Source organism: Mesobacillus boroniphilus, from assembly GCF_018424685.1.
GTDB classification, from domain to species: domain Bacteria; phylum Bacillota; class Bacilli; order Bacillales; family Cytobacillaceae; genus Mesobacillus; species Mesobacillus boroniphilus_A.
Genome location: NZ_QTKX01000002.1, coordinates 887,042 through 910,154, shown reverse-complemented (window position 1 = coordinate 910,154; position 23,113 = coordinate 887,042). Strand labels below are relative to the sequence as shown.

Genomic DNA, 23,113 nt, shown 5'->3' with positions numbered 1-23,113 from the left:
GGATTTAAATTGAACGTTCCTTGATGATTTCGGCATAGCGATAGCCGCTGTCCTTCAAGATTCTCTCCTGTGTTTTAAAGTCGACATAAGTAATTCCAAAGCGTTTTTCATAACCAAATGCCCATTCAAAGTTATCGAGAAGGGACCATTGATAGTAGCCAGCAATGTTCATACCCTCTTCATTCAGCTCGGCAACAGCCTTAATATGTTGTTCAATATAATCCTGCCGCTCAGGATCATGGACTGTATTCTCCTCTGAAACTTCATCATCGAAGGCAGCCCCATTTTCAGTGATATAGATTGGCAGTTTCGTATATTCTTGGCGCAGACGGCGGATTAAATCCTTAAACTCCACAGGAGAGATATCCCATCCCATCCCTGTCTTCGGGTACTCCGAGTAAGCACCCGTGTAAAGGAAATCCGATGCAGCGTTGAATTTAACTAGACTGCGGTTGTAAAAGTTAATCCCAAAGAAATCGCACTCAATCGAAATCTTTTCCAAATCACCTTTCTGGATAAAATCAAAGGAGTGGACGTATTTGGAGAACAGGTTCATCATATCGACTGGGTAAGACCCTTTTAAAACAGGATCAAGGAACCAGCGGTTTGTATAGCCGTCGGCATTGTTAGCCGCCAATCGATCATTGGCTGAATCGCTTTCAGGGTACATCGGCGACAGATTCAGCGTAATGCCGACAGGTGTTGAAGAAGCAAACTTGCCTTTCAACAGGGCCACTGCCTCACCATGGGACAGAAGAATATGGTGGACCGCTTTTAATGCTTCCTCCATATTTGTATGGCCTGGAGCATGTACACCCTGATGATAACCAAGGAATCCTGCACACCATGGCTCATTGTGGGTAATCCACATATCTACTTGATCATCAAGTTCCTCAAAGCATTTCTCTGCGTATTCGATGAACCAATTCACGGATTCCCTGTTTGTCCAGCCGCCCTGTTCGTGAGCCCATACTGGCAAATCCCAATGGTAAAGAGTGACCGCGGGCTTTATTCCGTTTTCGATCAAGCGTGTTATAAGCTTTTTATAAAAGTTCATTCCAGCTTCGTTATATTTCCCCTGCTCTGGGAAAATCCTTGGCCAGGCAATCGAGAAACGATAAGAATCAACGCCTAGTGTCTTCAATATCTCGATGTCCTTCTCGTATAAATGGTAATGGTCACATGCGATATTCCCGTTATCCATATTGATGACTTTGCCAGGAATGCGGGAAAACGTATCCCAAATGGAAAGGCTCCTGCCGTCTTCTTTATACGCCCCTTCAATCTGATAGGAAGATGTAGCCGTTCCGAAAATAAAATCTCTTGAAAATCTAGTCATCTATTTTTCACCTCAAATGTTATTGGTCTTCTCTCTTGTAAACTTTGATGTAATCAACTGTCATCCGCTGAGGAAACTGAGTTGTTTCATCAGGATATCCAGGCCATTTTCCCCCAACTGCAAGATTCAGCTGGAGGTAAAACTCACGGTCAAACGGCGCAAAACCAGGTTGCTGCTCCTCTGATTCCGAAGCCTTGCTGAACCATTCAGTCTGCCTTGCATACAGGACATCGTCTACATACCATCTGAATTCTCCTGGTTCCCAATCAAGGGTGAAGACATGAAAATCCTCAAAGAATTTTTTACCTTGAGGCAGCTTATAGTTTTCTCCTGTATATGTGTGTGGCATTCCATAATGAAGCGTTCCATAAACCGTACCAGCTTGATGGCCGATCAGCTCCATAATGTCAATCTCCCCGCAGGCAGGCCATCCTGTGTACTGTTCCATATCCTCTGGCATCATCCAGATTGCTGGCCAGATTCCCTGTCCTTCCGGCAATTTCGCCCTAATCGAAAATCGTCCGTACGTCCAGGCTGCCTTACCTTTAGTCGTTATTTTTGCGGATGTATAATCCAGTCCTTTATACTCTTCAACCCTGGCCTCAAGAACGAGCATGCTATTTTCAATTCGCGCGTTCTCTTTCCTTCTTGTGTAGTACTGGGATTCTTCATTCCCAAACCCGTTACCGGCCACAACAAAATTCCATTTACTTTCATCTATGTCAGGAAGACTAAAATTCTCTTCCCAAATTAATTTCCACTCTGCTTCCGTTTTTGAAAGCGTCATCATTTCTTTGTTTATTTTGTCCTTATTTACTGGCTCCACCTAAACCGCCCCCTTCTGAAAAAACTGGATGTTTCGAACAAAACATATCTCAACTCCTATTCTACCTTTGCCAGTCTTGCATCTTGAGATAGAGAATTTTGTTTAGGGTGTCAATATTTTAGAAGAGCGTTTCTCCAAGTGAAAACCTTTCCAAAAAATGCGAATTTCATAGGAATTACTAAGCTATGAAGAGGTTATAAAGAAGTGAAAAACAAATCTGGCATTAATTCGGATAATACGAAGACGTTCCGGCGTTATTTTGTCCGAACTTAGGGCGACTTCGGACAAAACGATTATGCACAAGCGTTATTTTGTCCGAACTTGGGGCGACTTCGGACAAAACGATGTCGCTCCAGCGTTATTTTGTCCGAACTTGGGGCGACTTCGGACAAAACAATGACGCACCAGCGTTATTTTGTCCGAACTTGGGGCGACTTCGGACAAAACGATTACGCACAAGCGTTATTTTGTCCGAACATGGGGCGACTTCGGACAAAACAATGACGCACCAGCGTTATTTTGTCCAAACTTGGGGCGACTTCAGACAAAACAATGACGCTCCAGCGTTATTTTGTCCGAACTTGGGGCGACTTCGGACAAAACAATGACGCACCAGCGTTATTTTGTCCGAACTTGGGGCGACTTCGGACAAAACAATGACGCTCCAGCGTTATTTTGTCCAAACTTGGGGCGACTTCAGACAAAACAATGACGCACCAGCGTTATTTTGTCCGAACTTGGGGCGACTTCGGACAAAACGATGTCGCTCCAGCGTTATTTTGTCCGAACATGATGCGACTTCGGACATAACAATGACGCACCAGCGTTATTTTGTCCAAACTTGGGGCGACTTCAGACAAAGCAATGACGCACCAGCGTTATTTTGTCCGAACTTGGATCGACTTCGGACAAAACGATGTCGCTCCAGCGTTATTTTGTCCGAACTTGGGGCGACTTCGGACAAAATGATGTCGCTCCGGCGTTATTTTGTCCGAACATGATGCGACTTCGGACAAAACAATGACGCACCAGCGTTATTTTGTCCAAACTTGGGGCGGCTTCGGACAAAACGATGTCGCTCCAGCGTTATTTTGTCCAAACTTGGGGCGACTTCAGACAAAACAATGACGCACCAGCGTTATTTTGTCCGAACTTGGGGGGGACTTCGGACAAAACGATGTCGCTCCGGCGTTATTTTGTCCAAACTTGGGGGGACTTCGGACAAAACGATGTCGCTCCGGCGTTATTTTGTCCGAACTTGGGGCGACTTCGGACAAAACGATGTCGCTCCGGCGTTATTTTGTCCGAACTTGATGCGACTTCGGACAAAACAATGACGCACCAGCGTTATTTTGTCCGAACTTGATGCGACTTCGGACAAAACGATGTCGCTCCGGCGTTATTTTGTCCGAACTTAGGGCGACTTCGGACAAAACGATTATGCACAAGCGTTATTTTTTCCGAACTTGGGGCGACTTCGGACAAAACAATGACGCACCAGCGTTATTTTGTCCGAACTTGATGCGGCTTCGGACAAAACGATGTCGCTCCAGCGTTATTTTGTCCGAACTTGGGGCGACTTCGGACAAAACGATGTCGCTCCGGCGTTATTTTGTCCGAACACAAAGGTTGCTCCGGTTCTAGATGTTAGATAACGGACGATTCAAGATACTTGTTAGCACATCTGTAATCGGCATCTAAAAAACAGAAAAAAAGAGAGCCTATTCAGCTCTCTTCATCCTTTCATTTCCCGATATTCTTTTGGAGAGATTCCCTCGACTTCCCGGAAAACCCGGGCAAATTGCTTTGGATTTTTGTAACCTACCATCTCACTGATTTCCAGTATTTTAAAATCCGTCTCTTTCAGCAGCTGCTTTGCATTTTCCACCCTGACCATTTTTAGATAATCAACAAAGTTTTGGCCAATATACTCCTTGAACATATGGCTGAAATAGGAGTAATTCAATGAAATGTAATTGGCGACAACGGCTAAATTCAAGTCCTTATGATAATTTTCCCTAATATACGCGATGGCCCGGTCCATATATTTTTGCTCTGAATATACGGACTTCATCTGCTTGTTATATTCGTGGATTCTCATCAGCAGATCTTCAAGGGCATGGAAATATTCGTGGAAGTTATCAAAATTATATATATTATCTATTTTGTTCAAAAGCTCGAATGTAGCAAGGGATTCTTCTCCCAGGCGCTTAAAAAAGCCTTTGAAAATTGTTTCATTGATTGCCATGTTAAGGTTTTCTAGATAGTTGATGCTGCTGTGGGCGATCAAATCGAAGTCCATTACCTGTCTCAGGTTTGTTTTAATTTCTTTTTCCCTTTCTGTTCCAAGCATATTGGAGATCTTATTGATCAATTCTACTGGGAGAGAAGCGACATCTGGCTTCTCCTTAACATTTTCATATAAAATGACCTGCCTGCGCGGGTAAAGGAAATGATACTTAAGGGCAGTCGCTGCCTGCTCATAGGTTTTTTTCAGTTCCCTGATGTCTTGTTCTTTTTCACTGATACCGATGGAGAAGACAAAATGCCTGTCCCGGCCAAGCTGCTCCTTCAACATGGAAAAATTCTCGATGTCTGCAGATATGATTGTGACTCGCCTGTCTTTATCAAGAAATGGAATGCAGCCGTTGCTTGAAAGCAGGAGCTGATTAATCTTATCAAGCAAATGCTCTTCTTCTATTTTCCCCTCCGTCTCAATAATTCCTACAAAGTATCCATCCGGATAAGTATCAATTTTCATTTTCTTATAAAGATCTTCGACCACTTCTTTTTGTATATTGGGATTGAGCAAAATGTAATTCAATTGACTGGCACGATATTCATCCATGTGCTGGTAGGTCATTTTCTGGCTATCTTCCAGTTCCTCTGTGATCAAGTTCAAGGTTTTGAATAACTCTGACCGGTTGACAGGCTTCAATAAATAATCCCGTACCTTATGCTTGATCGCTTCCTTGGCATATGTGAAATCATCATATCCACTGAGAATCACAATCGATGCTTTTATTTCTTTTTGCTGAAGTTCCTTGATCAACTGAATGCCATCCATCCTTGGCATTTTGATATCAGTGATAACAATATCTGGCTCATTTTCAATTATGATTTCAAGGGCTTCCTGGCCATCAGAAGCAATAAAGGTTGTAAAATCAGGATATTCACGTCTGATCATGGCCTGTATGCCCAATCGAATATTTTTCTCATCATCAGCTATAAGGACTTTATACACTTTGGCTGCCCCCTTTCATAATTTTACAAGGCATTTTTACCGTCACCATCGTGAATTCGCCTTTGACACTTGTTACAAACACTCCATACTCAGTCCCATAATAGAGCTGGATTCTCTCATTCACATTGTGGATTCCAATGCCATTTCCACCTTTAGAACCAAGACTGTGATTTTCCTGTCCTGCCTGGATTGATTCGTTTAGGAATTCACACTCTTCAGCTGTCATCCCCACACCATTATCTTGTATCTCAATGATGACATAATCATCAGAACACCTTGCAAACACCTGAAGGAGTCCTTTGCTTTTCTGGTGGTTCGGTATAATTCCATGTTTGATGGCATTCTCAATGATCGGCTGCAGCGACATTTTTAGCACTTCCTGGTCTCGCAGTTCATTTGGGACATCAATATTTAAAGTCAGCTGCCCATCTAAACGCAGATTCATGATATCTACATAATTTTTAATATAGTTCAGCTCTTCATCAAGAACCACAAAGTCATTTTTCCATTTAAGATTATATCGCATCATTTCACCAAGGGCTGTCACTGCATCAGAAATGGCGTACTCCCCTTCTATTTCTGCCATCATCTTGATGTTTTCCAGTGTGTTATACAGAAAATGTGAATCAATTTGAGTTTTCAAGGCTTTTAGTTCTGTTTCTTTTGCAGTTGCCTGTTTGTTTACGGCGTCGGCTATCAATCCATTCATTTTACCAAGGAGACTTTTAAAATGAAATGCAAGCTCCGAAATCTCATCTTGTCCGTCAATCTCTACATCAACGGAAAAATCCCCTTGTTCTACTCGCTTCATTGAATCCTTCAGTTTGTACATTTTTTTCAGAAGCAATAAAATCAAAACATAGGTAACAAAAGAAAGAACAATGACCAGAAAAATAATTCCGCTAAAAATAACATTCCTCGTCTTTGCCGTCTCGGCATACAGGCTTTCAAGCGAGATAATATTCAGCAGGTATGCATCCAAATCATCAATGTAGGCAGTGATGACAAGATATGGAGTTTCTTTGTTTTTAAATTGAAAACTTCCAGTGCCTTCGTGTTTTGATCTGTTGAACTTAAGTTTGAGATCTTCAGTGTCAATTCCCTCGTCTTCTAAAAAGGTGTGATGGTAATTCCTGATTATGTTGTTATCCTTATCAATGACCACATAGACCGAATCAGGATCCTGCATTGTACCGAACATCTTTGGGAAAAAGTTTTTAAGGAACATATTGATTTCAATGATGCCCAAATGTTCATCCTTTGGATAATCTAGCTCCCGTAACAATGAAATTTTCGCAGTGTTTTGCGATGGCAGTCTTTCAAGGACATCCTCTGTCTGCTGGTCAAACCACCAGACCTCCATTCCATTTCTGTTTATAACCTCTTCCCGCCACGGCTTTTCAAAAATCCGTTCCTCTTTAAAGAGAATCGGCCACATTTCTGTTATATAAGGATTGGTAGTATACAGACGGATATTTTCAATCGCCGGGTTATTAGCCTGCAGCCTGGTTACATTCGACAGCTCATTCATTCTGAAATCAATTAACTGATCAATGTTTGCTTCGTTCCTGCTTTTAACAAAGTCTATAAATTCCATGTCCGAAACGACCATTTGGGCCGTCCGCCTCATCGATTCAATATTGTTTTTTATATGGATTTTCTCGATTTCCAGAGCATTTTCACTTTTGATTCTGATTTCGTTGATTGCCCTGTCATACACGTTGCTTGAGTATATAGAAATGAATATGATAATAGGAATAATGATAATGATAATATATAAGGCAATCAGTTTTTGCTGCAGGGAAAGTTGATCCAGCCAATTCGCAGTCTCTTTAAACTTTTTTTGAAAATCCATAATAATCACACCCAACATTAGTTGACATTAAAATTATAAGCCTTAATTTCTATCGATAGCTTGGGAAAGTGTTTCAATATCATGAAGAGACATGGACAATCCAAAAACAGGAATAGACTGCTCCTTCAAGAAATTTAATTCTAGAAGGAACAGTCTTTCCATTGTTATTTATTTTGATGCATCAAGTTTCTCTTTGTTCTTTTCATAAATTTCCTGCTGATACTTTTCAACTTTTTCATAGCCAAAAGAATCACGTTTCTTCAGGAATCCTTCAAAGATTTTATCAAATTCTTTATCGGATTTAGCTAAAAGAAGTTTAGGAAGTGTCTTGCCCCATTCCTGTGCAATCTTGCTTGCTGCTACACCTTCTGCAGAAGTTCCAGTCGGGCTGATGCCGTCAAATTCCGCATAGCTGACTGTCTTTCCTTTTGTCCAATCTTCCATTTGCTTAAATGGTTCAGAAGCAGGAGGTGCCCAGGCAAGGCTCATATTTGTATCCATAAGCATCCAGTATTTGAATGAAGCTCCATACTGCTGGTCAAATGCTGCACGGTCTTTGTTCAATAGATCCAATACCTCTGGCTTGAATTCAGGCTTATCGTTCACCATATCATACGTTTCGCCTTCTTTACCCATGTAAAGGTCCATTTGTCCTTCTTCACTGATCATGTAAGTCAAGAACTGAATTGCTCTTTCTTTGTCTTTCACGTCTTTAGAAATCAACGTAACAGTCCAGCCCGAGATGCTGTCACCAGCCAATGCAGGTGCATCTCCTTTTGAGTTAGCTGGTCCGTCAACTGCGATATACACTGAATTAGGATCTTTTGCATACAATGCGTGCTGTTGTGCTGCAAGGTCACTGCGCTGGTAAAGCATCGCGAAGTATCTGCCTTGTGAAATCTTTTCTTCCATTTGCGGACGCTTATCAATGAAGATGTCCTTCGCAAGAAGTCCTTTGTCATTTGCTTCTCTGAAAGTTTTTAACCATGCAAGATACTCAGGATCCTGGCTGCGGTCATAAACCTTTCCGTCTTTTTCCATCGGGATATTCAGGAAGTTTTGAAGATAGCCTTCAAGAGAAGTGTTTCCTACATCAGTAAATTCATTCAATCCGAATGGAATCAATGGTGCACCGTTCACTTCAGGGAATTTTTCCTTAGCAGCTTCAAGAGCTTTCAAGAATCCTTCAGGTGTGCTCATATCCGGGCTGCCAATTGCCTCATACATATCCTTTCTTACAAGGAATGTCTGGTTAGATGGCTTAAGGTCTTTATATTTGTCGAAATCCTTTGGTGAAGAAGAAGCATTCGGGTAGCCATACGTGTTGCCATCTTCTTGCTTATACCATTCGATCTTTGCGCCATCTGCTACTTTATAAAAATATGGATCATATTGATCTGCAAGTTCATTTAATGGAAGGACAAGCTCGCCTTCAATCATCTTCTTAACAGCATCTTCCCACCAGCCAATGGTAATGAAATCTGGAAGTTTGCCAGATGCGATCATTGTGTTCATTTTTTCTGCTTCATTACCAGCAGGTGAGATAAAGTTGACTGAAACACCAGTTTTATCCGTTACATACTTAGAAACATCATCGTCGCCCCATTTATGCGCGAACCAGGAAAAGTTCACATACCAATCAAACGTAATAGGTTCTTTGTTGGATTGCCAGCCGGGAGCATCAGCTGTCGCCTTTGGTTTGTCCGAGTCCTTTTCATCGGAAGCGTTTTCATTTGTCTTGCTGGAACAGCCTGAAAATAGTGCTAAAACCAATGATAGAACAAGCATTAGTGAAAAGCCTTTGGAAAAGAATTTTCTCCTCATTTTTGACCCTCTCTCTTTTGTGTTATTTTGGGCCACATTATTAAATGTACACTGCTTTGAAAAAGCGGGAAAGGCTTTTTTCCTAAGTACCAGCCTTTCCCAAGATCAGAAGGGGGTATCCTTCATGAAAAGCATAGACATTCGATAATGAAGCCAGTTATTTAAATTTCTTCTATGAAGAAAAATTTAAATCGAAGTTTATTAGATCAACCTTTTACAGATCCAATCAGCATTCCTTTTACAAAGTACTTTTGCAGGAATGGATAGACTAACATGATTGGAAGTGTGGTTACAACCATCGTTGCCAGCTTGATAGACTGGGATGTTACCGTCTTCGTGGCAATCGATCCTGCTGCATTCGTCATCATCTGGTTGGAGCTGGATTCTGCAACAACCTTGTATAGATAAGTCTGGATTGGCTGCAGGTCTGGGTTATTAACAAAGATGACTCCTGCAAAATAGTCATTCCACTGATATACGCCCTGGAATAATGCAATTGTTGCGATAACCGGCATTGAGAGCGGAATGATTACTTTGATAAAGATCATAAAGTCATTTGCTCCATCTATTTTTGCTGCTTCCTCCAGAGAAGTTGGCAATTCCCTAAAGAAAGATACAAAGATGATTAGATGGAAGAAGTTAAACATTGTTGGAATGATATATACAAGGAAGTTATCAAACAAACCAAGATCCCTGATTAATAGAAAGTAAGGAATCAATCCACCGCTGAAAAACATTGTGATGACACCGACCAGCATGTAGAAGTTCCTGCCGTAAAGGTCTCGTCTCGATATGGCATAAGCAACCATCGCTGTAAAGAATACGTGTGTGATTGTTCCGATAACCGTTTTGGCAATTGTTACGCCAAATGATGTGACAATACCAGGCGTTTCAAAAACAGCCTTGTAGTTTTCTAAAGTAAACTCTCGCGGCCACCAGTAAATTCCGCCTCTCATTGCATCAACACCATCATTCAGTGAATTGACGAGAACATACCAGATTGGGTAGATCGTAATGGCACATATAAAGAGCATGATGAGAATGTTAATGTTGTCGAAGATGTATTCGCTTGTTGTTCGCCGGTTCCGTTTAAAAAGTTTAAACACAACCTCACCCCCCTTAGAATAAAGATGTTCCATTCAGTTTCTTTACAATCTTGTTAGCAGACAGGAGCAGGATGAAGGCAATGATTGCTTTCAATAAACCGACTGCTGTTGCGTATGAGTAGCGGGCATTCTGCAGACCCATCTGATAGACATAAATATCAATTACATTACTAGCGCTCTCATTTAACGAGTTACGCAGAATCAAGATCTGGTCGAAGTTTGAATTTAAGACACCGCTTACAGCAAGGATGAAAAGAATTGTGATTGTCGGGCGAATCGACGGCAATGTGACATGCCACATCTTTTGGAAACGATTTGCTCCGTCAATCGTTGATGACTCGTATAGCTCTGGTGAAACACCAGCAATTGCTGCTAGATAAATGATTGCTGACCATCCAAGTTCTTTCCATATATCCGAGAGAATGACGATAGCCCAGAAGTTATCAGGTTCTGCAAGGAAGTTCGTACGCTCACTGATCAACCCCAATCCTAGCAGGATATCATTGATGACTCCGATGTCTGCCAGCCATGTAGTCAAAATACCTCCAAGTACAACCCATGAAATAAAGTGCGGCAAGTAAGAAATTGTTTGAACCGCTTTCTTAAGCTTCATTGATGTAAGTTCATTGAGCAAAAGAGCAAATATGATTGGAAGCGGGAACCCGATGATTAATTTAATCAAGCTGATTCCAAGTGTGTTTTTTAAGACGATCCAGAAATTCTCATCCTGCAGGAATTCTTTAAACTGCATCAATCCTACCCATGGTGCTTCTGAGACTGTCTTGATGATGCTGTATTCCTTGAATGCGATGATTAACCCATACATTGGGATATAGTTAAAGATGAACATCCATACTACACCGAAAAGTGCCATCGTCTGCAAATACTTTTGAGAAATGATTGTCTTTTTAATTTTTTTGAATTTTTCTTTTTTTGTAGGCTCTACCATTATGGTGTCACTGACTTGTTGTTCGACCGGCTGTTGAATCTTGACTTCCATTTCTTCACCACCTTAGTTGCTTTGTCTTTCTTGTACCTTAATCATAAAAAAAAGGGCTTACATTTATAAGCCATCGAATTTTGCTTATGGTAGCAATTTTTTAGTTTTAGGTTTATAGAACAAAATACTGATACCATCATGTTGTTATCGTTTTCATGGAAGTGGATGAAAGTTTGAGTTGGGGATGATTATGGAGACTCTAGAGTATACAAAAAACGAGAATGCAATCTCTTTACACTATCCGTAAACCTAATGGATGGATTTTCGTACTCAAAAAGGATACTCTAATCGTAGGCTTTTTAAATCGATGCTATTGGAAAGGAATATATCATGATTGCGAAAACAGAAGAAGATTTTAACGGATTAAAAGAAATCGGCAGAATCGTGGGCTTGATTCGTGAGGAATTGGTCCAAAAGACAGTGCCTGGGATTACTACTAAGGAACTCGATGAAATGGCGGGTGCCTTGTTTGAACAACATGGTGCGATTTCTGCACCAAAAGGAGAATATAATTTCCCCGGCTATACATGTATTAGTGTTAACGAAGAGGTGGCACATGGGATTCCGGGAAGCCGTGTAGTGAAAGAAGGCGATATCGTTAATATAGATGTATCCGGTTCAAAAAATGGTTATTTTGCCGATACTGGAATTTCATTTGTCGTAGGCGAGGGAGATCCTATTTTGACCAAGCTATGCGAAACAGCTGTCGAAGCTTTTGAAGCAGGTTTGAAAAAAGCGAAGCCAGGCTCAAAAAAGAGCGGACTTGGCAAAGCTGTGATGGCAACTGCGAGAAAGAACGGACTAACTGTTATCAAAAACCTTACAGGTCACGGAATCGGCCGTACAATACACGAAGCACCTGACCATATTTACAATTATAATGAACCATGGGATGACGAGCTTCTGAAGGATGGCATGGTCATCGCTTTTGAACCATTCATCTCGACTCGTGAAGAGGAAGTTTTTCAAAATGATAACGATGAGTGGACATATGTAACTGAAAACAGCTTTGTAGCCCAATGCGAGCATACGATCATCCTTACAAAAAACGGACCGATTGTGATTACGTTATAGAAACAAGCAGGCAGGCCTGTGGACCATGTGCTAGAGAAATAGATCCCGCTTCCTATTTAGGATCGATCTTGAATCACGCATGTTCATGGGCCAGCATGCATCCCTTCCTTACTGCCCGTAACTAATACTCAATTCCTATTTTTCGTATAAAAAAATTTATAAAATAGAAAGCAACGAAAAATAAATAATATCTATTTACTTATACTTAACTGCTTGTTGGCCCACTATTAAAATACGACCCTTGCACAATCGCAAGGATCTTTTTAAATACTTTAAGTTCACCAGCTTTTCAGCCAATCAAACAAAAGAACAGAAGCAAACTACTTCTGTTCTTCTGTTTCAGCTACGCTGATTAAGAAATCAATTGCTTCCATTTCTTCTCTTGTCAAATATCGTCCTAGTTCCGGATTTTTCAAAATTGCTTTTGCTTGTTCGATCGTCATCAGATTCTCTCCTGAACTCAATTTCATACCTATTTTCTATCGGATGAAAGCAGCGTTTTTTTAACTGCCCCTATGGAAATATCGCCTGATAATAAGACTCCTGAAAGTAGTCCTTCAACGCGAACTTTTAATTCTAAAAATACTAAAAATTTAATTGACTTGTGAATGGTAAGTATATATAGTAGTGTGTATTATTCTTCTTTTGGGCTCTATGAAAGTATAAATTCCACCTCTCTTGTGATAGATTGCACAAGACAGTTCTTTCGCTCTATTTCATTCCCTTCTTTTAAGGCTTTATAGGAATTCCTCCATCCCAACTGAAGAAGATCTCAAATCAGAATTCACTGCAACAAGAAAAGGAGACAAGTGTATATGCAGCAAAAAATACCTTTTTCAACCTATGCCCTAATTGGGACCATGCTATTTGGTATGTACTTTGGAGCCGGGAATTTAATATTCCCTATCCAATTAGGACAGCTGGCAGGCACAAACTTCTGGCCAGCATTAATTGGCTTCCTGGTTACTGCCATCGGTCTCCCTTTTTTAGGCATAATGGCGATTGGCCTTTCGGGAAGCACGGGTTTGCGTGATTTAGCCAGCAGAGTGCATCCTATTTTTGGTGTCGGCTTTGCCACAATCCTTTACTTGACGATTGGACCCTTTTTCGCGATTCCACGGACCGCCACTGTTCCGTTCGTAGTTGGTTTTGAACCCTACATTGACCCAGGACAAGCTGGTATATGGCTAGGAGTTTTCAGTTTCGCCTTCTTTGCCATCGTTTATTTTTTCTCCCTGCATCCTGCGAAGGTCATGGACTACATTGGAAAATACCTAACACCCGCTTTTCTCGTATTTTTATTTTTATTAATTGGAATTTCCGTTATCAAGCCAATGGGCAGCTTTGGGGAAGCGAACGGTACTTATACAAATTTGGCTTTTATTACAGGATTCAAAGAGGGGTATAATACAATGGATGCCCTTGCATCACTGGCATTCGGGATTGTTGTCATAAATGCCATTAAAGGCCAAGGAATTACCAGCACCAAGGATATTGCCAGGGCTACATGGAAATCCGGCATCTTCGCAATGGCATTGATGATGATGATTTACGGACTTATAACGTATATGGGTGCATCTAGCGTATTGGCTATTGGAACATTCGAGAATGGCGGACAGATTTTTTCTGCAGTTGCCAAACACTATTTTGGGCCCTTCGGTGCAATCTTGCTTGCTATCATCATTGTGCTGGCATGTTTAAAAACAAGCATAGGGTTAATTACTGCCTGCAGCGAGTTTTTCCATGATCTATTACCAAAGGTTTCTTATCAAAGATTTGTGCTTCTTCTCTGCATCGTTTCGTTTACAATCGCAAACTTTGGTTTAAACAATATCATCCAATTCGCCGTACCGGTATTAATGTTCCTGTACCCTTTAGCAATCATCCTTATCCTGCTAACTCTAATATCGCCGCTTTTCGGCAATAAACATAGCGTATACTCCGCTTCAATAGCGATGACATTCTTGGTTAGTTTTTTTGATGGCTATAGCGCATTAGTGGCTAGCCTGCCGAATATAGATATTTCTTTATTCAACTCTGTAACGTCTATATACAAGGATTATCTTCCTCTATACGATATCGGCCTTGGATGGATCCTCCCTGCGTTCATTGGTGCGGTCATGGGTTATATTTTGCCTAGAGCTCAAATACCGGTAAAAAAATACCAAAAAGAACTGTAGTTTCTCTGCAGTTCTTTTTGGTTTCGTTTTCTTCCCGCAATCATTTTTTTGAAAAATCTTCAAATGGAAGCTCTTCAAACTTAAAGACCAATCATTTATTTTGTTTTCTTTGAGCTTTTAAAGCTACCTTTTCAAATCCATTTCCTCTTTCTTCCGCAAATTCGATATCTGCTTTTGGCATAGCTTTGTCATGCTTAGGTTTATTTTTAGCCATTTTCCACCCTCCTTATAGTTACTTATTAAGGATGTCGGCTTGTTCCTATACTATCGACATCTCACATTTTAGTTTGTGTTCTTTTTGTTGGCCTATGCCCTGCCTTCGTCTAAATCTGTAATTGTATCTATGTAAAATATTAAAAATTTTCTTTTCGCTATTATCTTAAAAAAAGATGTAAGACTTTATTACACATTTACTGAAAACATTAGGAAATTACTTTAATCTTACCTACAAAGTTATAGAAGGAGGGTAAGAATTAGTGGGGTTAAGTTGGATACTGCAGGTTCTGATCATCCTTGGGTTTCTTCTGCTCGGCTATGGAATAGCGGATGTATTACATATCCCATTACCTGGCAGTATTGTAGGCATGATTCTTCTTTTTATTTCCCTGGTAACGGGCATTCTGAAATTGTCGTGGATAGAGAGAGTGGCTTCCTTTCAATTGAAACATCTTACTTTGCTATTTATCCCTCCGATAGTAAGTCTTTTTTTAACCTCTGGATTGTCAGATATTTTCGATTGGTATGTCTTAATCATCTTGATTGTCAGCAGCATCTTCAGCATGTTAGGTACTGCTTTCTTTGCAGAATGGTATGAAAAATTGAAAAGGAGAGATCACAAATGACCCAAATTACCGGAGAAGTTTTTTTCTGCGTGATCATCACTATAATAGTGTATTTGTTCTGTGTGCATCTGCACCTCAAATTTAGAAAAGGGTGGTTAAATCCTCTATTTACCGCTTCTTTCCTTCTTATAATGGTAATGCTTGCCTTCCATGTTCAAAAACCTGCTTACGAGGAGGGAAGTATTATATTTAATCATCTGCTAAAACTTTCAGTCGTTTCATTAGCTGTGCCGCTTTACAAGCAGTGGACTTTCCTAAAGAAAAATTATAAAAAAATCTTAACTGGCGTTTTTGGTGGCACAGTCGTTGGAACACTGTCTGTGATCGGCATGGCCCAATTATTTCATTTGAACCAACAGTTACTTGCCTCGCTGATCCCTAAATCTGTTACTCTTCCGATTGCAATCACCATCTCAAATGACCTTGGAGGACTCTCCTCCATCACAGTATGCTTTGTTATTATCTCAAGTCTCGTACCCCTGACTATTGGTCCCAAATTATTTAAATATTTAAGAATACGAAGTAAAGGCGCTAGGGGATTGGCAATGGGGTTATCCGCACAAATGTTAGGGGCAAATCGTTCCCTGCATTGGGGTGAAGAAGAAGGTGCAATGGGTAGCATAGCGATGATTACTTCAGCCTTATTTTTTTCCGCCATAATGCCGTTTCTGCCACTTTTATTGAAAATATAATCTTTCAACAGACACTTGATCATAAAAGTCAGAAGCAAAACAATCGTCTTGCAATATGCATAATCAAAAGGCGTTTCACTTTTCTTCCTAAACTTCCTTTTAATGCCCGCTTACCAGCGAATTAAAAAATGCTGCCGGTTTAATTAACGACAGCATTTTTATGCCAGTACTATCCTGACGGTTATTTTGAAGTACTTTGGTATTCTTCCTTTATTTCTTCTACTGTTTTATCGAATTGCTCACCCCAGTAATCATTGACTGTATGGAAAATGACATTTCCTTGTTCATCAAGCAGTCCATATCCCCTGTAGGCTGTATCTCCATTTTTCATATCAAAACGCTCAATCATTTTAAGATCAGGATCAGAAATGAAAGGTAAACTTTTGCCGTATTTTTTGGCTAGTGCATCATATAATTCTCGTTGTTGTTCAGGCGTATCTTTACTGATGATATACATATTTACATCCTGATCTTTTAATTCATCAAGATTTTCATGCAACTGAACCAGCTGCTGTTGACAAAGAGTTCAGGTGTACGTAGTAATGAAAAAAAATAGTGTGGGCTTTTCCTCCGGGAAGGTAATTTCTTCCCTGTCTTGATTCAACAATGTCATGTTTCCTTCTAATTTTGTTTGTCCGCATGCTGCCAGGACAAGGACAGATAAGAGCATAAATAATACGATTTTTGATCTCATGGGTATCTCCCTATTCGATTATCTAAATACTAAATTGTTCCGATTAATTCAATCATAGATTTTTACTTTCTTACTGAATCATCCGCAAAAATTGTTTTGTACGGTCAGCTGTTGGATTGGTGAAAATGCTGGCAGGTGCTCCCCGTTCAACGATAACACCGCCGTCCATAAAAATTACTTCATCAGCAGCTTCCTGGGCAAATCGCATTTCATGAGTTACAACGACCATTGTCATGCCCTCGTTTGCCAGATCCTTCATAACCTTTAATACTTCGCCAACAAGCTCAGGATCCAGGGCAGATGTTGGCTCGTCAAACAACATCACTTCTGGTTCCATTGCTAGCGCCCTTGCGATACCTACACGCTGCTGCTGGCCGCCTGACAGTTGAAATGGATAAAAATCCATTTTGTCAGAAAGTCCTACTTTTTCCAGGAAGAATTCTGCTTTCTGGCGAGCCTTATCTTTCGTTTCTTTTTTTACGGTTACTGGTCCTTCCATTACATTCTCCAATGCCGTCATATGAGGAAACAGATTATATCCTTGAAAAACCATACCGGTAAGACGTCTGAACGATGAAATAGATTTTGGTGAAACTTTGGCTGAAAAGTCAATCTTCTGCCCGCCAATAGAAATTTTGCCTTCTGTTGGTGTTTCAAGGACATTCAGGCAGCGCAGAAATGTCGTTTTGCCGGATCCTGATGGACCAATAATGACTACCACTTTACCTTTGTCAATCTCAAGGTCAAGTCCTTTTAATACTTCCAGCTGGTCAAAAGATTTCTTTAAACCTTTAATGGTGATCATACAACCCCTCCTTTCACACTCATTCTAGCGAGATACATATCGGTCCAGTCGATTTTCAATTCTTCCCTGAGCAATTGAAAGGATAAAACAGATAAACCAGTAAATAAGCGCCGCTTCAGTATAGAGAAGAAGAAATTCATAATTTGTAGTCGCGATTTCCTGTGCTCGCCGAAACATTTCGGTTAAAAGAATCATGGATGCAAGTGAGGTATCTTTTACTAAACTTATAAAAGTATTGGATAATGGCGGAATGGATACCCTTGCAGCCTGAGGGATAATAATTCTCCTTAATACCTGCCTGCTGCTCATTCCGATGGAATATCCAGCCTCCCATTGGCCTTTAGGTATAGAAAGAATGGCTGCTCTTATAATTTCAGACGCATAGGCACCAACATTCAGGCTGAAACCGATTATCGCAGACGGCCACGGATCCAGAGTAAGTCCGATAGTAGGCAAACCATAAAACAAGATGAATAATTGCACCAATAAAGGTGTCCCTCTTATCGCGGATACGTAGATCCTGGCAATCATCCGTAGAATCTTTACGTCTGAAATCCTCGCTAGTGCAGTCAGAACTGCTAATCCTATTCCGCAAATAAAGGATATCAGTGTTAAAGGGATTGTATAAAAAATAGCCCCCTGTAATAGGGGGACAACTGAATTTTGGGCAATTTCCATCAGTCTTGCCAACCTTTCAGGGTCAGCCAATATATTATTCAAGTACATTTTCACCAAACCATTTCAAAGAAATTTTGTCATAGGTACCGTCAGCAATCATATCCGCAAGTGCTCCATTCACCGCTTCGACAAGGGTGTCGCTGTCTTTTCTGAACATTAAACCGCTTTTTGAAGCATCTTCGCTCTCTGCAATAATTTTGACCTTTGCGTCTGGTTTTGCCTTTTTAAAATCAAGGAACGAAAGACTTTCATTAATAGTTGCATCAGCGCGTTTAGATAAAATTAGTTCGATGGCCTGATTAAAGCCTTCAACCCCAACAATCTCTGCTCCGTTTTCCCTTGCAATGTCAGCATAGTTGCTAGTCATTGACTGGGCCGCCTTTTTACCTTTCAGATCTTCGAAACCCTTCAACTCATTATTTTCTTCATGAGCAATTAATACTGCTGTAGATGTGATATAAGGGTTAGAGAATAAATACTTCTCTTCTCTTTCCGGCTTTATTCCCACCTGGTTTGCAACCATATCAAAACGCTTTGCATCAAGACCAGCAAACATTGCATCCCATTGAGTTTCTTTGAACTCCGCTTGAACCCCTAGTCTCTTGGCAACTTCTTTTGCAATATCAACATCAAAACCTGTTAAATTGCCGTCCTTGTCATGGAAAGTAAATGGAGGATATGTACCCTCTGTCCCCACAAGAAGTTTCCCTTCTTTTTCCACCTTGGCAAGAACCGAGTTTTCTTCCTCAGTTGCGTCGTTACCTTGCAGAACCTTATCATCATTCTCCTGCCCACCGCATCCAGATATTAATAGAACTGTGGAAAGGATTAGTAAAAGTAAAAATGAAAGTCTTTTCATTTCAATTCCTCCTATTTCAGTTGGTTTAATAAGATTTAATTATCATAATCCATTTTCTTTTGACAGTCAAAAAGTTTACACTTTACTTACTTTAAATCGATTTGAATTGTCCCTTCATAACAATCGTTACTATTATTCATGGTCTTGAATAGCTAAGGAAATACTGATTTAGTTTTTATAAAGTTTAATAAGTGAAGTTTATTTTGAATTTTATTCCCATTTTTTAATATCCTTATTTACTTTCTCCCAGTAAGCAGTATAGCATTCCTGCAGAAATGTTATTATCATTCCATTACTTAGGAAGATTCCAAGCGACTACTAATGGCTAATAGTACGACCTTATTGACCGAATTTATTTTTACAATTCTTTTGGGAACAGCAATTTCCATTTGCATCAAATGCTGTCTACTAGATATTTGCAGGAGATATTCAATACTTTGTAAAAATGGCATGAATTAGGCTCTATTTCTGCACATTAATTTCCTTAACTCGGAAAACATAAATGGGTTATCAGAATCCAGGGAGGGAAGCAGTAGTGCAAAACATTAACCAAAACGGCAATCAAACGGAAGCGATCATGCCAATGAATCAAGGTTTGTCAAACAATCATGGGGGACATGAGCTCTTTGATGCTCACGAGGTTATCAGTGGAATCACCTGTATGCTTGATCAATATCTAATATATAATCAGCATATAAAGGATCCCGAGTTAAAAACGATCCTGCAGCGTCAGTCTGCTTTTGTCACTCAAACATATAACACAATAGTCGAGAGTTTTAAAACAGGACAAGATCCAACCATACCGACTCAGCAATATGAAATGACCCAGAATAATGATGTTATATATGGACTTAAGCCTGGCCAGCCGAAAAAGCCTATGCAGTCACTTAATGAGATTTCTGATGAAGGCATATCCGGTTTTATGCTGGGACAGGCAAAATCGATGTCTTCCATGCTTGCAATGACTGCACTGGAGATGACAAATCCTGTGCTTCGACGTGTCATTGCGGACAGCGTTCCGAATTTCATTGAACTGAGCTATGAAATTTTCCTTTATCAAAACAAACATGGCTATTATCAGGTACCTCAATTGGCGCAGCAAGATATGGACCAAATGCTGACAAGCTACACCCAGACGAATCCCTAACAGCCTGGTTCCATGACTAACTAAGTTAAAAAAAAGGAAAGAAGTCGCTGATTTCTTTCCTTTTTTTCATTCAATCAAATTACAAAGTTAGACATGCTGCCTATTTCATGCAGGCTATAGGTCACATCATTATTTTTAAGTTGATGACAGATCGTCAGAAAGAATGCTGCTCCTTTCATTGATGAAGGAACAGCATTTTTCATTGTTATGGTTTGTAAGTGATTGCCTGTTTTCCGAACTGCTCCCAGCCTGCTACGAACTCTTCTTTTGAGAGCTTATCGTTTTTATCTCCAAGCGGATCGTTTACATATACATTATTGTCGTCGAAACCGGTGACCAAGACCGAATGCCATTTGTATGAGATCTTTTCTTTGCCTTTTTTGGTATTCCAGGTTTCCCAATGTTTTTCTGGTACCACGGCAAATGTACTTGGTACCAGCACCCATACGGGCCGGCCATCTTTAACATGTTTTTCTACTTCGCTAAATTCTTCCCCGGTCAGGTCTAATATTTTACCTGGCAGGTATTCTTCTCCTAATTTTGCAACAGGGCCATGATAGACTCCAAGCCCAGGTTCGTCCAATGTTTTCATATTGCCTACAAAGCCCTCAGCTGGATGCCCTTTCAGCCCATCTTTTTCAAATGGAACACGGTCGATTTCCTTTGATAGCTCCATCTTCCCAACATCCTTGCCCGCATGCTGTAATAGCATCGCCAGTGTCGTAACTTCACAGCCTCGCTCTAACTCAGGCAGTTGGGATAGATGGGGCGCATCAAGTTTCACTTTTGATTCACTATTTTCATTTGAGTTCTGAGTTTCAGTTTGTTGCTTTTTCCCTCCAGAGGCCGGGTCCGATTCAGGAGGAGGACTTTCAGCTCCAGTGCACCCCGCCAGCATGATGATCAATGGTAAAATAGCTTTTCTCAACGTTCTTCTCTCCTTGTAGCATTTATGTGTTTTTAACTATAACGTTAACCTTCTAGTGATAAAAAAAACCTTAGTACCATGACGGTTCCAAGGTTTTTTCATTAAACTGTTATTCTTCAACAGACTCTTCGATGAGCTGCTTTTCCGATTCGGTTAATTCCTCGTCATTCTCGGTTGTACCTTCTTCGGGTTCATCCGGTAATTCATGGGTTCCATCAGGTGCTGAAGGAGCATGTTCGTCTGACTCAACGGCAGGTTGTTCTTCCGGCGGAGGCTCTTCATTGGCTCCGCAACCGGCAAGCAATAGGCCTGTCCCAAACGTGAATGAAAGTAATAAGTTTCTTTTCTTCATGGTGCCACTCCTTCCTTTTACAATTCTTATTTACTTATAACCCAACTGGATGCTGATAAACATTCTCCCAGGATATATATAAGGTGAATATTGGAGCAACCCTTTCCTTAAGGAATAAAAAAACTGCAAACCACCTGGCCTGCAGTTTTTCATCATTATAAAGGTTTTCCTGCATCGTTCTTCGCATTTAGCTTTTTTCGCCCTGTAAACATTGGAACTAAAATTGTCAGCAAGCTTACAATGATCAGTGTAAGCGCGATTGGCTTATCCATAAAGATAGCCAGACTTCCGTTTGAAATCGTCAACGTTTGCCTGAAGGCTTGCTCCATCATTCCTCCAAGGATAAAAGCGAGGATGAATGGGGCCGCTGGAAACGAGAACATCCTCATCAGGAATCCAATGATTCCAAATGCGACTAACATGTACAAATCAAATGTGTTGAAGCTTATGGCATATACCCCAATCAAGCTGAAAATGATCACTAGTGAGATCAATAGCGGCCTAGGAATCCTGAGTACCCTGGCGATGTAAGGGATCAACGGAAGGTTCAGGATTAATAGAAAAATATTCCCGATATACATACTGGCGATAATCCCCCAGAATACTTCAGGACGATCCTGTATCAATAGTGGACCCGGCTGAACGCCTAAAACTAAAAATGCTCCCAATAGAACGGCTGTTGTACCCGAACCTGGAATTCCCAGGCTGAGAAGTGGCACGAATGCTCCTCCAGTAGCTGCATTATTGGCTGTTTCAGGTGCAGCAAGTCCTTTGATTGAACCCTTCCCGAATTCTTCTGGCTTTTTCGCCAGCTTCTTTTCCGTAATATAAGCAATAAAGGAAGCGATCGTTGCTCCCGCTCCTGGCAAGACACCGATGAGGAAGCCCAGGAAGGATTGCCTTGCCATCGGCCCGCTCATTTCCTTGACATCCTGCTTAGACAGACGCAGGCTGCCAATCTCTTTATTGTCACTCATAGAATTATCTTTTCGGTTCAAGATGAGTGTAGTGACCTCAGCCAGAGCAAATAAACCCAATGCGATGACCAGGAAGTCGATACCCTCGAGAAGATTCGGGTTCCCGAACGTGAACCGGCTCGTTCCTGTCTGACTGTCAATCCCAATGGTTACAACGATAAATCCTAGTGTAGCCGATATAAATGCCTTGATTGTCGAGCCATCTGACAAACTTGATATGGCTGTCAAACCCAAAAACATCAAGGCGAAATATTCAGCTGGCCCAAACGAAACCGCGACAGCCGAGAGGATTGGCGTAAATAACATTAATAAAATGACGCTGACTGTTCCCCCTGTAAAAGAGGCAATTGCAGCAATCGCGAGTGCCTTACCTGCTTTCCCCTGCTGTGCCATTGGATAACCATCAAAGGCAGTTGCAACCGTCCCGGCAACACCAGGTGCGTTCAAGAGGATTGAAGAACTAGAACCTCCAAAGATGGCTCCATAATAAACCCCGGCCATCATAACCAATGCTACCGTCGGATCCATACTATAAGTGATTGGGATCATGATTGCGATTGCACTGATTGGTCCCAATCCTGGCATCATTCCGATGAATGTACCTACAAAAACACCGATAAATACAAATAAAATTCCCTGTAAACTAAATGCTACTTGAAATCCTGACATTAAACCCTGAAATGCATCCATG

At 40.8% G+C, this 23,113-nt stretch carries 21 protein-coding genes and 1 pseudogene; 5 read left to right on the top strand and 17 right to left on the bottom strand.

Annotated features, from left to right (window positions below):
• Positions 1-4: 4 nt before the first annotated feature.
• The 7 genes from DYI25_RS17300 to DYI25_RS17270 all read right to left on the bottom strand — a co-directional run bounded on the left by DYI25_RS17300 (position 5) and on the right by DYI25_RS17270 (position 11,143).
• On the bottom strand, positions 5-1,339 hold the full coding sequence (locus DYI25_RS17300) for a GH1 family beta-glucosidase (RefSeq protein WP_213371132.1): 1,335 nt from the start codon (positions 1,337-1,339) through the stop codon (positions 5-7).
• A gap of 19 nt (positions 1,340-1,358) precedes the next feature.
• Positions 1,359-2,165 (bottom strand): glycoside hydrolase family 16 protein, encoded by an 807-nt coding sequence (locus DYI25_RS17295; RefSeq protein ID WP_213371130.1) that lies wholly within the window; start codon positions 2,163-2,165, stop codon positions 1,359-1,361.
• Positions 2,166-3,900: 1,735 nt separating this feature from the next.
• Positions 3,901-5,409 (bottom strand): response regulator, encoded by a 1,509-nt coding sequence (locus DYI25_RS22735; protein WP_213371128.1) that lies wholly within the window; start codon positions 5,407-5,409, stop codon positions 3,901-3,903.
• Positions 5,402-7,264: a cache domain-containing sensor histidine kinase gene (locus DYI25_RS17285; protein WP_213371126.1), complete on the bottom strand. Its 1,863-nt coding sequence runs from the start codon at positions 7,262-7,264 to the stop codon at positions 5,402-5,404. The genes DYI25_RS22735 and DYI25_RS17285 overlap by 8 nt, the downstream gene beginning before the upstream one ends.
• 168 nt (positions 7,265-7,432) lie before the next feature.
• Positions 7,433-9,088: an extracellular solute-binding protein gene (locus DYI25_RS17280; RefSeq protein ID WP_213371124.1), complete on the bottom strand. Its 1,656-nt coding sequence runs from the start codon at positions 9,086-9,088 to the stop codon at positions 7,433-7,435.
• 206 nt (positions 9,089-9,294) lie between these two features.
• On the bottom strand, positions 9,295-10,227 hold the full coding sequence (locus DYI25_RS17275; RefSeq protein WP_213371122.1) for a carbohydrate ABC transporter permease: 933 nt from the start codon (positions 10,225-10,227) through the stop codon (positions 9,295-9,297).
• The gene (locus DYI25_RS17270) at positions 10,208-11,143 is read right to left on the bottom strand and encodes an ABC transporter permease (RefSeq protein WP_249745530.1); all 936 of its coding nucleotides are present in this window, start codon (positions 11,141-11,143) and stop codon (positions 10,208-10,210) included. Before DYI25_RS17270 ends, DYI25_RS17275 begins: the two co-directional genes overlap by 20 nt.
• A gap of 381 nt (positions 11,144-11,524) precedes the next feature.
• Here DYI25_RS17270 and map point away from each other — a divergent pair, with 381 nt between their 5' ends.
• Positions 11,525-12,268, top strand: coding sequence for a type I methionyl aminopeptidase (map, locus tag DYI25_RS17265; protein WP_213371118.1), 744 nt, complete (start codon positions 11,525-11,527; stop codon positions 12,266-12,268).
• Positions 12,269-12,588: 320 nt separating this feature from the next.
• Here the strand turns inward: map and DYI25_RS22655 are convergent, their stop codons facing one another.
• Positions 12,589-12,711 carry a hypothetical protein gene (locus DYI25_RS22655; protein WP_274609524.1) on the bottom strand — a complete coding sequence of 41 codons (123 nt, stop codon included), beginning with the start codon at positions 12,709-12,711 and terminating at the stop codon, positions 12,589-12,591.
• A 372-nt stretch (positions 12,712-13,083) separates the two neighbouring features.
• Here DYI25_RS22655 and brnQ point away from each other — a divergent pair, with 372 nt between their 5' ends.
• On the top strand, positions 13,084-14,448 hold the full coding sequence (gene brnQ / locus DYI25_RS17260; protein ID WP_213371115.1) for a branched-chain amino acid transport system II carrier protein: 1,365 nt from the start codon (positions 13,084-13,086) through the stop codon (positions 14,446-14,448).
• Between the two features lie 91 nt (positions 14,449-14,539).
• Here the strand turns inward: brnQ and DYI25_RS22650 are convergent, their stop codons facing one another.
• Complete coding sequence (locus DYI25_RS22650) at positions 14,540-14,662, bottom strand: hypothetical protein (RefSeq protein ID WP_274609523.1); 123 nt, start codon at positions 14,660-14,662, stop codon at positions 14,540-14,542.
• A 262-nt stretch (positions 14,663-14,924) separates the two neighbouring features.
• Here DYI25_RS22650 and DYI25_RS17255 point away from each other — a divergent pair, with 262 nt between their 5' ends.
• The gene (locus DYI25_RS17255; RefSeq protein ID WP_342032533.1) at positions 14,925-15,290 is read left to right on the top strand and encodes a CidA/LrgA family protein; all 366 of its coding nucleotides are present in this window, start codon (positions 14,925-14,927) and stop codon (positions 15,288-15,290) included.
• Positions 15,287-15,982 carry an LrgB family protein gene (locus DYI25_RS17250; RefSeq protein ID WP_213371113.1) on the top strand — a complete coding sequence of 232 codons (696 nt, stop codon included), beginning with the start codon at positions 15,287-15,289 and terminating at the stop codon, positions 15,980-15,982. The genes DYI25_RS17255 and DYI25_RS17250 overlap by 4 nt, the downstream gene beginning before the upstream one ends.
• Positions 15,983-16,163: 181 nt before the next feature.
• Here the strand turns inward: DYI25_RS17250 and DYI25_RS17245 are convergent.
• The 5 genes and pseudogenes from DYI25_RS17245 to DYI25_RS17225 all read right to left on the bottom strand — a co-directional run.
• Positions 16,164-16,493 (bottom strand): annotated as a pseudogene (locus DYI25_RS17245) (peroxiredoxin family protein); the annotation flags it as partial.
• A gap of 15 nt (positions 16,494-16,508) precedes the next feature.
• Complete coding sequence (locus DYI25_RS17240) at positions 16,509-16,676, bottom strand: hypothetical protein (RefSeq protein ID WP_213371111.1); 168 nt, start codon at positions 16,674-16,676, stop codon at positions 16,509-16,511.
• 70 nt (positions 16,677-16,746) lie between these two features.
• Complete coding sequence (locus DYI25_RS17235; RefSeq protein WP_213371109.1) at positions 16,747-17,481, bottom strand: amino acid ABC transporter ATP-binding protein; 735 nt, start codon at positions 17,479-17,481, stop codon at positions 16,747-16,749.
• Between the two features lie 24 nt (positions 17,482-17,505).
• Positions 17,506-18,207, bottom strand: coding sequence for an amino acid ABC transporter permease (locus DYI25_RS17230; RefSeq protein ID WP_213371107.1), 702 nt, complete (start codon positions 18,205-18,207; stop codon positions 17,506-17,508).
• A complete protein-coding gene (locus tag DYI25_RS17225) occupies positions 18,194-19,018 on the bottom strand; it encodes an amino acid ABC transporter substrate-binding protein (RefSeq protein ID WP_213371105.1) in 825 nt (274 codons plus the stop codon). The genes DYI25_RS17230 and DYI25_RS17225 overlap by 14 nt, the downstream gene beginning before the upstream one ends.
• Positions 19,019-19,520: 502 nt before the next feature.
• Between DYI25_RS17225 and DYI25_RS17220 the strand changes: the two genes are divergently transcribed.
• Positions 19,521-20,165 carry a spore coat protein gene (locus DYI25_RS17220; protein ID WP_213371103.1) on the top strand — a complete coding sequence of 215 codons (645 nt, stop codon included), beginning with the start codon at positions 19,521-19,523 and terminating at the stop codon, positions 20,163-20,165.
• A 205-nt stretch (positions 20,166-20,370) separates the two neighbouring features.
• Here the strand turns inward: DYI25_RS17220 and DYI25_RS17215 are convergent, their stop codons facing one another.
• The 3 genes from DYI25_RS17215 to DYI25_RS17205 all read right to left on the bottom strand — a co-directional run bounded on the left by DYI25_RS17215 (position 20,371) and on the right by DYI25_RS17205 (position 23,112).
• Positions 20,371-21,093: a C39 family peptidase gene (locus DYI25_RS17215; protein ID WP_213371101.1), complete on the bottom strand. Its 723-nt coding sequence runs from the start codon at positions 21,091-21,093 to the stop codon at positions 20,371-20,373.
• Between the two features lie 109 nt (positions 21,094-21,202).
• The gene (locus DYI25_RS17210) at positions 21,203-21,445 is read right to left on the bottom strand and encodes a hypothetical protein (protein WP_213371099.1); all 243 of its coding nucleotides are present in this window, start codon (positions 21,443-21,445) and stop codon (positions 21,203-21,205) included.
• Between the two features lie 155 nt (positions 21,446-21,600).
• The gene (locus tag DYI25_RS17205; RefSeq protein ID WP_213371097.1) at positions 21,601-23,112 is read right to left on the bottom strand and encodes a tripartite tricarboxylate transporter permease; all 1,512 of its coding nucleotides are present in this window, start codon (positions 23,110-23,112) and stop codon (positions 21,601-21,603) included.
• Between the last annotated feature and the right edge of the window lies 1 nt (position 23,113).